The following is a 14,838-nucleotide window of genomic DNA, read 5'->3' as shown; positions in this document are numbered from 1 at the left end:
TATGGCCACCGACCACTCACAGACACCGTCCTCGACCGACCGACCGAGCACCGCCCCGGAGACGGGAGACGACGACGATCCCTACGAGGTTCGACTGTACGAGCCCGACGACAGGGAGGGATTCCTCGAGCTCTACGATCTCGTCCTCGGAGACAGAAACGGGGAGTGGTTCCGCTGGAAGTACGAGGAGAACCCTTACGTCGATCACGTGCCGATCGTCCTCGCGACTCACGACGGCGAGGTCGTCGGCACGAAACCCTGTTTCGCCCTCGAGTTGCGCGCCGGCGAGCGGACCCTGCGCGGCTTCCAGCCCGCCGACGTGATGGTCCACCCGGATCACCGCCGGCGCGGCCTCTACTCGCGGACGACCGAGCACATGAAGGCACACTATCGGGAGCGCGATCCGTCGCTGTTCTTCAACTTCCCGAACCGGGCGACGCTGTCGGGCAGTCTGAAACACGGCTGGCAGATCGTCGAAGAGGTCCCCACGTACTATCGCATCCAGAATCCGGACGGAGTGGTCGACACGGATGATCGCCGGCTAGCGGCGCTCTCGACCGCCGCCCGCCCGCTCCTCGGGGGCTATCTTCGCGCGCGCGAAACGACGGTGTCCGCGCCACCGGGAGTCTCCGTCGAGCGCTTCGAAGGGGTTCCCACCGCGGTGCTCGTCGACCTCTACAGGCAGGCGGTGCCGGCAACGCTTCACGCGAACCGCAACCGGACGTTCTACGACTGGCGGTTCGAAAACCCGCGCTGGACCTATCGCACGTACGTCGCGACTCGACGCGGTGAGCCGATCGCAGCCGTCATCACCGGAACCAGCGGACGAACCGGCTCCGTCACCACCTCGCTCACCGACGTCGTTCCGCTCGAGGCGACGCCGGATAGGGACGCCGGGCTGCGGGCGATCCTTCGACGGGTGCTCGAGAATAACCGTGACGCGGACGTGCTGGCTGCGAGCGGGCGGGCGGTGCCGCCCGCGCTGCTCGGTCGCTTCGGTTTTCACTCCGACGAGTCGTTGCCGCTCTCGGCGCTGACGAAACCGACGACGCAGGTGACCTACCCGATCGCAGACGAGGACGGCCACGACTGGACGGTCGGTGGGCGAGCGATAGCTGATCCCGCGAACTGGACGGTCACGTTCGCCGAGCAGGATACCCGGTAAAACCGTTCCCGTAAGAAGTTGTAAACGCGTTCGACTTCCAACCGTTTTGGACCGTCCCGCCGGAATCCACCTCGATGCCGTCGTCGATAAGTCCTGCTTTTCGAACAGGACACGATGACACTCCGGCGCGTCGGAGTGTATTCTCTTCGGGGGGAAATCGTCATAGTTCGCGATGAGTTTTGTACTAATCATAGTATAATCTGTAAATTTAACACCGTGAGATAAGGAAAAGTTTATGTGGTCAACACCGGGTTACCCGAATGCATGGCGCAGAATTCCCGTACTAACGAGATCGAGTCCTCCCCGACCACCGACCGTAACAAGTCGTTAACCCGACGTTCGTACGTGCGTTCGCTGGCTGCGGTCGCGACGGCGACCACGGTCGCCAGCGCAGGGACGACCGCGGTCGCGGCCGACGGCGGTGGCGGTTCGTCCGGAGAGTACGAAACCATCGAGATCTCGTCCGGTGAAGACCGTACGATCGACGTCGAAAGCGGCGAAACGTTCGAAAACGTGTTGATCGACTGCACGGCAGACGGTGCCCGCGCCACGGTCGCCGCCCACGGCACCGACTGGACGATCCGTAACGTCGCCATCGAGGGACAGTTCGACGTCGGCGCACCGGGCGCCGCCTTCGGCGTCTCCGACACCGGCGGCGGTTCGAGCACGTTCGAGAACGTCTACCTCGCCGACGGCAGCGTCGACGGCGGCCAGTCGACGGCCGAAACCGGCATCTGGGTGTCTCCGGAACACACCGGCCACATCGACTTCAGTCGGGTCAACGTCCAGAGCTTCCCGGACAACGGCATCTACGCCTCCGCCCCCGGCGGTGCCGGCGGCGGTACGATCCACATCGACAGCTGCTTCGCCGCGAACTGTCACGTCTCTCACTACCGCATCGGCTCCGCCGGCAGCAAGGTGACGAACTCGAGCGTCCTCCTCGATGACGACGGCTACGACGGGCGCGGGATCTGGGTGTGGGCGCCCGGCACGTGTGAGATCGAGGGCTGTCAGCTCGAGACGAACGGTCACCACTACGCGGTGGTGGCGGGTGCAAACGGCAACGGAACGACCGCCGAGATTACGGAAACCGATTACGGAACGGGGTTCCACGGCGGAATCGCAGAGCGCGACGGCTCGAGCGTCTCTCTCGCCGACGACGTCGGAACCGACCCCGAGGCGTTCGTCCCCAGTGGGGTGCCGACGACGCCCGAAGACGCAGCCTCGGGCTCGAGCAACTGACTCCGATCGCGCCCTCACTACCCCGCTGACGACACTGGTCCCACGGGTGCTGTGGTACCAGCGGATGCGGGATCGACACTCCTTTTCCTTCGCTCGCATCGCGACTGATACGGTTTCAGACGACCGTGACGAACGACGGAATTTCGTCGACGCTGATAGGAGCGCGTGCGAGTCGCTGATCGGCGACGTTTGGCTTCGATAGACCGTCTTTCGATACTTTCCTCGATGGGTCAATCAGCCGAAATCGGCCATCTCGAACGGGTGCTAGCCCGAATCACAGAATCGACAGCGACGGCGCGGTCCAGGGAGTTCACACAGCCCTACCGCCCCCTCCGTTCTATTCAGCGATCCGTACTGTCACCGTGAAACGTTCTGCAATAGTCCGGGAATGAGAACAGTCAGGACAGGGAGATGATCGACGCAGTCGGCGAGATACGGGCGTTCGAGAGAGTAATACGTGATTACGAGGGTGAAACCGGGCGAGAAACCGTATAAAAATTCGTGGACGTTCAGTTATGATTGCGTGAATGGATTGGAAGATACATATGAAAGTGCGTAAATTTAATCCATAGTCAGGAAGAAAGGTTTATGGCGGTATCGTCTGCTTACTCAGGATGCATGGCACGCGAACCTTCGGTACTGGACGATGAGGACGTTGCACGCAGCGACGAGATATCGGCTGATTTCGACAGTAATAATGGATTACTCCACCGCCGAGCCTATCTGAAGATGGCCGGCGTGGCGACAGTGGGAGCCGTTGCGACGGCAGCCGCTGGAACGGCAGCAGCACAGGAGTACGAGGTCATCGAGGTCGACCCCGGCGAACGACGCGTCATCCACGTCGGCGACGGCGAGACCTTCGAGAACGCGCTGATCGACGTGACCGCGCCCGGCGCCGACGTCACGATCGCCGCCCACGCAACGAACTGGACGGTCCGCAACGTCGGTATCCGGGGCAAGGTCCCCGGCGACGAGGCGGTGTTCGGCGTCTCCGACCAGGCCGGTAACAGTTCCACCATCGATAACGTCTACATCGGCGATGGCGCCGAGAACGGTCACCGGATGGGGCTCGGTATCTGGGTCTCCCCCGAGCACACCGGCCACATCGACATCTCGCGCGTGAACATCCAGGAGATGGGCGACAACTCCTTCTACTGCTCCGCGCCCGGAACCGGTGGCGGCGGCACGGTCCACATCGACCACTGTTACTCGGCGAACTCCTGGGTCGCGCACTTCCGACTGGCCGAGGGAGCGGTCACGAACTCCACCGCCGTCAACGACGAGCGACGCGACGACGGCCGCGGGATCTGGGCCTGGGGCCCCGGTCCGATCGAGGTGCGCAACTGCAACCTCGACATGAACGGCCGTCACTACTCGATCGTCGCGGGCGCAAACAACCGCGGAACGACCGTCAACGTCACCGATACCGAGTACGATACCGCGTTCAACAGCGGCACACGGGCCACCGACGGCAGCGACATCAACCTCGGCGGGGGCAACGGAACGAACCCCGAGGACGTCGTGCCCGAGGGCTGTCCGACGACTCCTGAGGCGGCCGCCTCCGGGGAGGGATCAAGCGGCCAGACCCCCTCAGTGACCGTCGAAGCGGACGAAGACGAGGAGGACGACGCGGGAAATGAACTTGAGCACCTCCTGCTGTTCGAGGGCAGCGAGGACGGTGTCACCCGCTACGAGTTCAGCGTCGACGGCGAGGTCGAGGCGTCGACCGCCGACGGCGCGACGATCGACGACGAAACGGTGATCGAGGGCGGTGACGCCCACGGCGTCGTCGCCAACTGGCGGGACGCGTTCCGGTTCTCCGGCGACCTCGAGGAGCTCACCGCCGACGGACCGGCGACGGTGCTGCTCGACGGCGAGGAGATCGACCCCGACGAGTACGGCGCGGCGCTGCCGAACGTGCTCGAGGTCGAGGGCGACGGCACGCCCGCGAGCTTCGAGATCACCGTCGACGGGACGATCGCGGTGGACAGCGACGACGACGATGAGGGCGAACCGACGGTCGTCTCCGGCAGTACCGTCGAGAGCGCCGTCACCGACGGGAGCCAGCGGTTCCTGTTCTCCGGTTCGCTGACCGACGTAACCTTCACCGACGGCGAGGCGACGGTGTCGCTCAACGACGAAGAGATCGACCCCGGCGAGTACGGCGACCAGGAGCTGCTGCCCCACGCGCTCGTCGTCGACGGCACCGACGCGGACGGCCCCAGCACCTACTCGTTCTGCGTCACCGGTGACGTCGTCAAGTCCTCCTACCGGGACGCGAGCATCGACGACGAGGACGTCGTGACCGGACGGTACGTCCGCGGCGCCGTCGCCAACTGGCGGGACGCCTACTGGTTCTCGGGCGAACTCGAGGACGCTACGCTGGTCGGGGACGCCGAGATCGACGTCGAGTACAACGTCCGTTCGCAGTAACGCGGTCGGTGTCGCGAGGCGACATCCCTCGGGGACTGGAGCCCGCGGCCCCGCATCTGACACGAGAGAGTTGTAACTGACGAACGTACGCTCGAGAACGGCTGGCTCCCGCGATGGGAACAGATTGCTGGCACGCGAACTGTTCCGGTACTGGATCGATGATCGCTGGGAGCCGATCGAACGTACGGGGCCGATCGGCAAAAGTCCTTCTCGGCTACTCGATTCTCGACAGTTTGCCGTCGACGACCTGCTGCAGCCGGTGGTTGATGACGACGTGGACGGCCGACAGGACGAGGAACGCGGCGACGACTGCCGCCGAAACGACTGCCGCCGAAACCGACGAGAGCGGCGGCACGCCGACGAGAGCGGCACCGACGACGAGCGCGCCGAGAACGCTCGTTACCGCGTACCAGCGGTCCCAGCGGTCCTGTCTGTGCGTGTCCGTGTCGAGATACATCATCAGGAGGTCCGCGTTGTCAGCGAGGGTAATCAGTCCGCGGTCCTGGTCGTACTCGATAATTCCGGCGTCGTCCATCTTCGGGAGATGGGTCTGGTAGAGCGCGACGTAGACGCGCTTTCGCTGATCGGAGTTCAGGGCGTTGACGTCGGTGTCGTTCTCCCAGGCGGCGATCTGTTCGGCGAGTTCGCCCAGCGTGACGGTTTCCTCGGCCTCGAGGAGGTACTGAAGAACCTCGCGCCGGCGGCGGTTTTTCAGGAGTTCGAAGATGACGTCCTTCGAGAGGCGCTCCGTATCCGTCGCCTCGGTGACGGACGTAATCTCCTCGGGCAGTGAGGTATCGATCGAGGACATTAGCTCCCCTCCGTTAGCTTGACGCTGGACGAGTCTAGGCGAAGAATTCGGTCGACGCCACCCCCAAGGATGGCCGTCGACGGCAGTCGCTGTACGGATGAACCGCAGGTCGAAATCACGATTGACACACCAACTTGTACGGCAACGGTGAGTGTCTTAAACACGGCTACGTTTCGCACCCGCTGCGAAGACCGTACGGGCTCACTTCCCCCGGAACGTCGCGAAGCCGTCCACGGGCCGAATCCAGCGCCCCGGCGAACCCCGTGGAGCCGGAGGTTCACACTCCAGTATCGATCGGTTTCAACGACGTACGGTATCCGTACGAGAGTCGAACGGACGGCGTGAGACGGCGGGACCACGGAGTGTCGGGACACGGAAAGTGGCGAGTGATTCGTGACTGAGAGGGTAAAGCCAGGCGACGGTTCTCCCGGTCGAACGGTCGCTTTACACCGTGAAGGGATGATTTCCTCGCAGGGTTGTGCCCCACCCGTCGGGCGACGTTACAGCGACGACTCTCGAGTACCGCGGAGGCCGAAACGAGACTCCACCGGCGTCGCGGAAAACGACGGCCCCGTGGATCGGAGGAACGTAACATCTCCTCCCGGTGAGATCGGACGCCGTCCGTCGTCTGACGGCCATGGAGAAAGAGGGGATTTCCGCTGAAACCATGTGACCACCTTACAGGGTCGGACAGGCACCCACAAAAACACCGATGACGCGGTCTATCACTGAGCAGGCCAGACGTGAACAGGAGGTGACAGAGAGCGGTCGGTGTCCCGACTGTGAGACCGACACGATCGTCCAGGATCCGGACCGCGGCGAGCGGGTCTGTCGGGAGTGTGGTCTCGTCCTGACCGAGGATCCGATCGACTACGGACCCGAGTGGCGGGCGTTCAACGCGGAGGAGCACGACCAGCTCTCGCGCGTCGGCGCACCGCTGACACAGTCGATGCACGACCGCGGGCTGACCACGACGATCGACTGGCGAAACCGTGACGCGAACGGTCACTCGATGTCCGCCGACAAACACGGACAGCTCCACCGACTGCGCGTCTGGCAGGAACGCATCCGAACGAAGAACGCGGGCGAACGAAACCTCAAGTACGCCCTCTCCGAGATCGACCGCATGGTGAGCGCCCTCGGTGTTCCAACGCCGGTCAAGGAGACGGCAAGCGTTATTTACCGCCAGGCGCTCGAGCGCGATCTCATCCGCGGGCGCTCGATCGAAGGCGTCGCGACGAGTTCGTTGTACACCGCCTGCAGGGAGGAGGGGATCCCCCGAAGTCTCGAGGAAGTAACCGCCGTCTCCCGGGTCGATCAGCGGGAGATCGGACGAACGTACCGCTACATCGCCGACGAACTCGATATCAACTTAGAGCCGACGAACCCGCGCCAGTTCGTCCCTCGCTTCTGTTCGGAACTCGATGTCGGCAAGGACGTCGAGTCGAAGGCGATCGAGATCATCGATCAGACGACCGAACAGGGGCTGCATTCCGGCAAGTCACCGACCGGCTACGCGGCGGCGGCCATCTACGCTGCCGGCCTCCTCTGTGACGAAACGATCCCCCAGCGCGCCGTCGCCGACACCGCACAGACGACCGTCGTGACGGTGCGAAACCGGTATCGGGAACAGCTAGAAGCGATCGATCAGGTACCGGCTACATAATCGAACGCTCGTTCGACTCGTAGACGTCCTCGTTGAGCAGCGCGTGGAGGTTGCTGTAGGGGACGAACGCGATGAACTGATCGCTCTCGTTGTACAGCTCGAGGCCCTCGTCTTCGTGTTCGTACCGATCGCAGACGATCTGTCCTTCCGGCAAGATTGCACGGAACATACTGAGACAGACGGGAGCCAGGCGCATATATTGGTGGGACGATCCGAGGAAGGCGGCCGAGTGCGGGAGATTACCGCGTGGTAATAGAGAGTGGCTCGGTAGCACAATAATTATACAGACCGATGACCAAGACGCAACTGCGCATCACCACCACCTACCGAATGCGCCGGCCGCGTTTATGCGGCCGTTACCACCGTTTTCCCCGCGAGCGACGGCAGCGACCGTCGTCGCACGGGAGCGAAATCAGTTTACGTCCACCGACGGTACGACGACCAGTGACCGACGACCCCGTCGAATCGGACGAAGACGAACGACAGGAGCCGCCGGCGAGTTCGGATACCGAACCCGAACGGGTCGGCGACGGTTCCGAGTCGACCACTGGCACGCCGACCGACGACGACCCCCCGCTGACGCTGGCGGCGTTTCACGACGTCTGTCAGCGCGAGGGCCGACCGATCCTCACCGCCGCCACCGTCGCCCGCGCCCTCGAGCAGTCACAGGACGACGCCAGCGACGGCCTCGAATCCCTCGCCGACGCCGGCGACCTCGAGCGGCTGTCGGTGTCGACCGATCCGGTCGTCTGGTATCCGAGCGAACTCGAGGATCTCACCGACCGCGAACGGGTCGTCGTCTTCCCGAAGCGCCGCGAGATCGTCGTCAGCTCTCCGGAGCAGTTCACCCGGGCACAGCTCTCCCAGTTCGCCCATCTCGCGGATACGAACGGCGAGGAAGGATACCGCTACGTCGTCCGCCCGGAGGACGTCTGGCAGGCGCCCCACGACTCCTTCGACGCGCTCGCGCGCACGATGCGCCAGGCGCTCGGCCAGCGATCGGCGGCGCTCGAGGAGTGGGTCGAGAGCCAGTGGGATCGCGCCCGCCAGTTCCGGCTCACGACACATCCGGAGGGGTACACCGTTCTCGAGGCGCGGAGTCCGGAGGTGATGGGGAACGTCGCCCGCCAGAAACTCGACGAGGAGCACGTCCACGCCCCCATCTCCGAGACCGAAGACTGGGTCCGGGAGGGGAGCGAGGCCGCGATCAAGCGGATTCTGTACGAGGCGGGGTATCCGGTCCAGGACGACCGCGACCTGGATCGCGGCGAGGAGTTATCCCTCGAGTTACGCGTCCGCCTGCGCGAGTATCAGCGGGCGTGGGTGGATCACTTCGCCGAGGCGGGCGAGGGCGTGTTCGTCGGCCCGCCCGGTAGCGGAAAGACCATCGCTGCGATGGGGGCGATGGCTCACGTCGAAGGCGAGACACTGATTCTGGTTCCCAGCCGCGACCTCGCCCGGCAGTGGGCGGAGGCGCTCTCCGAGCACACGACACTCACGCCCGAGGAGATCGGCCAGTATCACGGCGGCCGCAAGGAGATCCGGCCGGTAACGATCGCCACCTACCAGATCGCCGGCATGGATCGCCACCGCTCGCTGTTCGACGACCGCGAGTGGGGGCTCGTGATCTTCGACGAGTGCCAGCACATCCCCAGCGACATCTATCGCCGGAGCACCCACCTCCAGTCCCGTCACCGTCTCGGCCTCTCGGCCAGCCCGATCCGCGAGGACGACCGCCAGGCGGAGATCTTTACCCTCGTCGGCCCGCCGATCGGCACCGACTGGGAGGCACTGTTCGAGGCGGGGTTCGTCACCGAACCCGAACTCGAGATTCGGTACGTGCCGTGGGGCGACGCGGAGAGTCAGAACGCCTACGGCTCCGCCGAGGGTCACGAGAAGTACCGGATCGCCGCCCGGAACCCCGGCAAGATCGAGGAGGTACGATACCTGCTGTCGTCCCACCCCGACGCCACGGCGCTCGTCTTCGTCGATTATCTGGAGCAGGGGAAAGAGTTGGCCGCAGCGCTCGACGTGCCCTTCCTCAGCGGCGAGACCCCCCATCACGAGCGCCGACGGCTGCTCTCCGAACTCCGCAACGGCGAGCGCGACCTACTGGTCGTCTCGCGGGTCGGCGACGAGGGGATCGACCTGCCGGCGGTCGACCTCGCGATCGTCGCCTCCGGACTCGGCGGTTCGCGACGGCAGGGGACCCAGCGGGCCGGCCGGACGATGCGCCCCGTCGGCGGCGCGCTCGTCTACGTGCTCGCGACCCGCGGCTCTCGAGAGGAGGAGTTTGCCCGCAGACAGCTCCAGCATCTCGGTCGCAAGGGAATAACGGTTCGCGAGCGGACCGTCGACGAGGACGACTGATCGAAGCCGTTCCGTCGACCCTCGGTCGAGAGGGAAAACTATACTCTGCCCCACTGTCAACTATCGAAGTATGACAACTGTCGATGACCGACCGTTGAAACTCGGTGTCGCCGTCGGATTCGCGCTGGTTATCCTGGGCGTCGCAGCCTACGTGATGACCGACTTCGCCAGCATTACCGCGTTGATCCCCGCCTTCTTCGGGATCGTCTTCGTCGGGCTGGGACAGCTCGGGCTCAACACGGACCGCGACCGGCTCGCGGCGTACGGACTCGGCGCGCTCGCGGTGCTCGGGATCGCCGGCAGCGCCCGCGCGGTTGGCGACATCGTCGCGCTCGTCTCTGGCGAGCGCATCGACAGCACCGCCGCCGTGGTCGCACAGGGCGGAATGATCGTCCTCTGTCTGATCCTGCTCGGCGGCGTCGCGGTGGCGTTGCTCGAAGGGCGATAGTAGCGGCTCGCGAACCGAGGTTACTCGGCTCGAGGTCGCAAGAGGGGGCCGTCGCGGTCGGCGGCCTCGAGCGTCTCAATTGCTCTGATACCGACGCCGGCCTCGAGTTCGCGTCTCGCGAGCGCGACGTCTTCACCGCGTTCGCCGACTGCGACGGTGACGCGCGCGTGGAGGTCGACGGTCGTCTCGTTCAGCGACGGCTCGAGGCCGCGAACTTCGGGTTCTGCGACGCGTTCGACGGCAGCGACGCGCTCGACGGTGCGGACGGCGCCGTCGACGAGGGTGCCGTCGGCGTTGATCGGAACGCGGACAGTGAGTGTCGTTACCACGGTGGTTGCTGGACGTGCCATAACTCCCCCGTCGAGAGTCGAACTCGAGCGGGCGGGCGCGAGCCCACGCGTGTGCCTGTCACACGGGGGTGCGCCACGAGGCAACAACTGACCGAACCGTGTCACCGTCGTCGACTCACTCGGGACGAAAGCGAATCGAAAGGAGAAGACACCCGTCCGGCCAGAAGGGGCCTACGCGGCGCGGACGGAGTCGGAGCCGATCCCGGAAACCGGGGTCGGAAACCGACCGGCGAGCCGTCCACAGCCGAGGACTCCGGAGCCATAGGCGCCGGAGGTCGGCGACCGCTTTCCGGTCCCATTAGGGGCCGGATGTGCGGTCGTCGGAGCTGTGAACGAGGTCATGGGTCGGTCGTGATCGCGAGTGTGCGATCGTATACACTGTACATTCGAACGACAGTACATAATCGTTCCCCCGGTGTGTCTCTTCGTCACACACCCTTCAGAAAAGGACGCGAGCGGTTCGCGTCCCCAATGAGCACAGAGACCACTCGACGCGACCAACGCAGAGCGGTCCGGCCTGGTAATACAGGCAGTTTCCCATGAACGTCCAGCATACAATAATATTTTGGCTTCATATATTCGCCATTACCTGTCGCGCTCCGCGAGCAGCGCCTCGATCACCCCGTTCGTATCGGCCGCAGCAAGGCGGAATACCGCGTCGTAGAACTCCCGGCCGGTGAGATCGCGAACGTCGTGTTCCGTCCGCAGTTTCGCGTCGACGAGCGCTCGCGCGTCCTCGAGTTCATCGACGGACTCCGGTCGAACGTACACCGTCTTCTTCGTCGTCGCATCGAACGGGAACGCCGCTGGTTCCTCGTCGGCGGACTCCGCGGCGTCGGTTTCGTCCTCGTAGGAAACCGTCTCCTCGCCGGGAGATGCCGACTCGGACTCGTCGTCCTCGTCGACCGCCTCTCCCAGCCCCGCAAATCGGTTGTCCTCAGGCATCGGCGACACCTCCGCGCTCGACGATCGCCGCGAGTTCGTCCAGTCGCTCGAGCATGTCGCTCTCCGGATCGTGTTCGGCGAGCGGGACGCCCTCGCGCCAGGCGCGACGGAACGCGATCCGTTCTCGCAGTCCCGGCCCCGGGGAGTCCGGATCGTCGAAGTGCGCCGACCGCGCGAATTCGGGGAGGAACCGGCCGAACTCCGACCCCTCGAGGTCACCGATGATCCGTTTCTCCTCGTTGTCACCCGCGAGCGAGTTGGGGACGATCGCCAGGATATCGAGGTCGATCTCCGAGCGGATCGGCTGGATCTGCTGGGTGTACATTCGTTCGAAGCCGCTGACGCTGGGTTCGCTCATCCGCAGCGGAACGATGACATGCTGGGTCGAGATGAGCGAGGCGTCGGCGAGCGGGCCGAGGTTCGGCGGCGAGTCGACGACAACGTAGTCGTAGCCGTCCTCGAGCATCGGGTCGACGATCTCGTTTCGGATCCAGAGCTCTCCAAAGGTAGCGCTCCGGATGCTGTTCTCGACGCTATCTAAGTCCTCGTTGGCCGGCAGTACGTCGAACGAGCCGGCAGTGCGGATCACGTCGTGGGGTGTGGTGTCGGAACCGTCGTCGAGGACGTCCCCCAGGTGGACGTCGCTGGAGTACGCCTCGGCGAGGCCGACACCCTCGGTCGCGTTCCCCTGCTGATCCAGGTCGACGAGCAACACGTCGTTCGAGCGGTTAGCGAGCCGTTCTGCCAGGTTGATTGCGATCGTCGTCTTGCCGACGCCGCCCTTCTGGAGGGCGACGCTCACGGCGCGTGGTGAAGTCATTCGTTGGGACACCTCGGACGCCGGCACCGCGAACACGGTCCGACCCGTTTCGACGGTCCGGGAAGTCTACAATGTGTACACAGTGTAGGCTGTGTAAACGGTCGGGACGGCGAGAACTGTCGGACTGGACGGTTCTCGAGTCGCCGTTCTCCTGCACGAGGCCTCGGGAAGCGTTTGAACTGTTTACACAGTTCAGACCGTATGAACGGTCCGCGAAGACCGCGCAGTTCGGACAGCCTGCGACGCTCGGGCGTCGTGAACCGTTCGCACAGTTGACACATTGGGAACCGTGTAGACATTCTTCGAATTCTCCGGCCGGCGAATACCACGCGAACCGACCAGTCGAAAACCCTTAACCTTAGCGGAAACGGTGTTCACCGTCCGAGAGGTTCGTACCGTTCACAATGTGTAAACATTACACGCTGTTTAGGAAGTGTAGAAGGTCCGACCCTCTCGAGGAAACAGAATAGAGCGGTAAATGACTCGAAGAGACTACTAGCAGCGAACTGTGCAGAAGGTGTGCACGTCCGCAGCGATGGTGAGGAGAACGCGCAGAGCGAGGGAATTAGCGAGCGGGGTGAGTCGGGAATGTGAGCATCCCGAGCGGTCCAAACCGTTTGGACATTGTACACAGTGTGGGATGCTCGAAAGGTCCGGACAGTTGAGGCTGATAGATGCTCACGTGCGAACTGAGCGGAGCGATTCGAGCGCAGGAACGCGTCTATCGAGGCCAATATTCAAGGTACAGTATGGGAAGTGTATTGATAGAATGAACGTGTGCGTGATCGGGGTGGGCCGATGAGCGAGCGACGGGAGATAACCGTCGGTGAGGCGAACGACGGCGACGAAGTGCAGTTGCCCGTCGTCGAACTGCTGACCGGGCGAGGGTTCGTCACCGGCAAATCGGGATCGGGGAAGTCGAACACGGCGTCGGTGATCGCCGAGGAGTTACTCGAGTCGGGCTACCCGTTGCTGGTCGTCGACACCGACGGAGAGTACTACGGACTGAAAGAGGAGTACGAGATGCTCCACGCGGGTGCCGACGAGGAGTGTGACATTCAGATCGGCCCCGAACACGCCGAACAGATGGCCTCGCTCGCACTCGAGGAGAACGTCCCCGTCATCCTCGACGTCTCGGGCTACCTCGACGAGGAGGTCGCAGACGAGTTGCTCCGGGAGACGGCTCGACAGCTGTTCGTCAAGGAGAAGAAGCTCAAGAAGCCCTTCCTGCTCGTGGTCGAGGAGGTCCACGAGTACATCCCGGAGGGCGGCGGTCTCGGCGAAACCGGGAAGCTACTGATCAAGATCGGCAAGCGCGGGCGCAAACACGGCCTCGGCATCCTGGGAATCAGTCAGCGGCCGGCTGACGTCAAGAAGGATTTCATCACGCAGGCGAACTGGCTCGTCTGGCACCGGCTCACTTGGGAGAACGATACCAACGTCGTCGGCCGGATCATCGACACCGAGTACGCCGAACTCGTCTCCGACCTCGACGACGGTCAGGCGTACGTCCAGACCGACTGGACCGACGTCGACGTCCGAAAGGTGCAGTTCCGTCGCAAGCGAACGTTCGACGCCGGCGCGACGCCGGGACTCGACGACTTCGAGCGACCGGACCTCAAATCGGTATCGGACGCCCTGGTCGGCGACCTGGAGAAGATCAGCGAGCGGACACAACAGGAGGAGAGTCGCGTCGAAGAACTCGAGCGGAAACTCGAGAAACGGGAGAAGCGAATCGAGACGCTCGAGGACGAACTCTCCTCGGCGCGGGACATCTCGAACGCGGCGACCCAGCTCGCGGATGCCCTCAGCAACCCCGAGTCGATCCAGACCCAACTCCCGGAGACGGGTGAGGAGGTTCGTCGGCTCCACGACGAACTGCTCGAACTCGAGGAACGACGGGACGAACTCACCGACGAGCGCCGACGGCTGGCGGACGACCTCGAAGCGAGCGAGGAGCGAGTCGAGAGCCTGGAAGGGGAGAACGATCGGCTTCGCGGGCGGATTCGGGAGCTCGAACACCGGCTCGAACGGCTGCTGGAGGCGAGAACAGACGCCGCGGCGACCGACGAGATACTCCAGGCCGACGGGGATCCCGTGGAGTTCGGCTACACGAGCATCGAGGACGGCCCGGTGGTAGAAACCGACGACGAAACGGCGACGGCCGATCGAAACCCGGCGGACCTCGACGGCGAAGACGTCACCACCGACGACATCGAACAGCTCCTGGGTCGCCCGGCAGTGGCTCGGCGCCTCGCGCGTGCGTGTGAAAATTCACGCTGTGACGAACGAACGGCCCGGAGAGCCGTCGGCGTCCTCTCCAGGTCCGGTCCGCTCGACACTGCGGGCGTCGCGACACACGTCGACCGCTCGGCCGTGGCCGTTCAGAGTCTCCTCTCGGAGCTTCGAACCGCCGGCATCCTCGACCGAACCGACGACCACACCTACCGGATCGACGACGATGTTCTCGGGATGCTCGCGGCCACCGAACACGCGGACCCCGAATATAGTAGCCACTGAAAGTCAATGCACACCTGATCGCACGACGGCTGTGCGATCAGTGTGTAAACCGTTTCAGTTGTTACTAT

General features: G+C 64.1%; 12 protein-coding genes. 7 read left to right on the top strand and 5 right to left on the bottom strand.

From position 1 onward, the window contains the following. Position 1: 1 nt before the first annotated feature. The 3 genes from AC6I6S_RS20120 (at position 2) to AC6I6S_RS20110 (ending at position 4,840) form a co-directional block, all read left to right on the top strand. Positions 2–1,165, top strand: coding sequence for a GNAT family N-acetyltransferase (locus AC6I6S_RS20120; RefSeq protein ID WP_497952720.1), 1,164 nt, complete (start codon positions 2–4; stop codon positions 1,163–1,165). 264 nt (positions 1,166–1,429) lie between these two features. After that, positions 1,430–2,407 carry a hypothetical protein gene (locus tag AC6I6S_RS20115; RefSeq protein WP_497952719.1) on the top strand — a complete coding sequence of 326 codons (978 nt, stop codon included), beginning with the start codon at positions 1,430–1,432 and terminating at the stop codon, positions 2,405–2,407. A gap of 618 nt (positions 2,408–3,025) precedes the next feature. After that, complete coding sequence (locus AC6I6S_RS20110) at positions 3,026–4,840, top strand: hypothetical protein (RefSeq protein WP_497952717.1); 1,815 nt, start codon at positions 3,026–3,028, stop codon at positions 4,838–4,840. A gap of 214 nt (positions 4,841–5,054) precedes the next feature. Here the strand turns inward: AC6I6S_RS20110 and AC6I6S_RS20105 are convergent, their stop codons facing one another. Continuing rightward, the gene (locus AC6I6S_RS20105; RefSeq protein WP_497952716.1) at positions 5,055–5,651 is read right to left on the bottom strand and encodes a DUF7344 domain-containing protein; all 597 of its coding nucleotides are present in this window, start codon (positions 5,649–5,651) and stop codon (positions 5,055–5,057) included. 712 nt (positions 5,652–6,363) lie between these two features. Here AC6I6S_RS20105 and AC6I6S_RS20100 point away from each other — a divergent pair. After that, positions 6,364–7,317 (top strand): transcription initiation factor IIB, encoded by a 954-nt coding sequence (locus tag AC6I6S_RS20100; protein ID WP_497952714.1) that lies wholly within the window; start codon positions 6,364–6,366, stop codon positions 7,315–7,317. Here AC6I6S_RS20100 and AC6I6S_RS20095 read toward each other — a convergent pair. Then, positions 7,310–7,486 (bottom strand): hypothetical protein, encoded by a 177-nt coding sequence (locus AC6I6S_RS20095; protein ID WP_497952713.1) that lies wholly within the window; start codon positions 7,484–7,486, stop codon positions 7,310–7,312. The genes AC6I6S_RS20100 and AC6I6S_RS20095 overlap by 8 nt on opposite strands. A gap of 275 nt (positions 7,487–7,761) precedes the next feature. Between AC6I6S_RS20095 and AC6I6S_RS20090 the strand changes: the two genes are divergently transcribed. Both AC6I6S_RS20090 and AC6I6S_RS20085 read left to right on the top strand, forming a co-directional pair. Beyond that, a complete protein-coding gene (locus AC6I6S_RS20090) occupies positions 7,762–9,687 on the top strand; it encodes a DEAD/DEAH box helicase (protein WP_497952712.1) in 1,926 nt (641 codons plus the stop codon). Between the two features lie 70 nt (positions 9,688–9,757). Then, entirely contained in the window at positions 9,758–10,135 is a 378-nt protein-coding gene (locus AC6I6S_RS20085; RefSeq protein WP_497952711.1) for a hypothetical protein, read from the top strand. A 20-nt stretch (positions 10,136–10,155) separates the two neighbouring features. Here AC6I6S_RS20085 and AC6I6S_RS20080 read toward each other — a convergent pair whose 3' ends face one another. From AC6I6S_RS20080 to AC6I6S_RS20070, 3 genes are all read right to left on the bottom strand, one after another. After that, positions 10,156–10,485 carry a hypothetical protein gene (locus AC6I6S_RS20080; protein WP_497952709.1) on the bottom strand — a complete coding sequence of 110 codons (330 nt, stop codon included), beginning with the start codon at positions 10,483–10,485 and terminating at the stop codon, positions 10,156–10,158. A gap of 585 nt (positions 10,486–11,070) precedes the next feature. Then, a complete protein-coding gene (locus tag AC6I6S_RS20075; protein ID WP_497952708.1) occupies positions 11,071–11,430 on the bottom strand; it encodes a DUF7970 domain-containing protein in 360 nt (119 codons plus the stop codon). After that, a complete protein-coding gene (locus AC6I6S_RS20070; RefSeq protein ID WP_497952707.1) occupies positions 11,423–12,250 on the bottom strand; it encodes a ParA family protein in 828 nt (275 codons plus the stop codon). The genes AC6I6S_RS20075 and AC6I6S_RS20070 overlap by 8 nt, the downstream gene beginning before the upstream one ends. A gap of 798 nt (positions 12,251–13,048) precedes the next feature. Between AC6I6S_RS20070 and AC6I6S_RS20065 the strand changes: the two genes are divergently transcribed. Further along, a complete protein-coding gene (locus tag AC6I6S_RS20065; protein ID WP_497952705.1) occupies positions 13,049–14,770 on the top strand; it encodes an ATP-binding protein in 1,722 nt (573 codons plus the stop codon). Positions 14,771–14,838 lie beyond the last annotated feature (68 nt).

The sequence above is a fragment of the Natrononativus sp. DTA114 genome, assembly GCF_059736515.1.
This window is presented reverse-complemented; position numbering and strand designations above follow the sequence as displayed.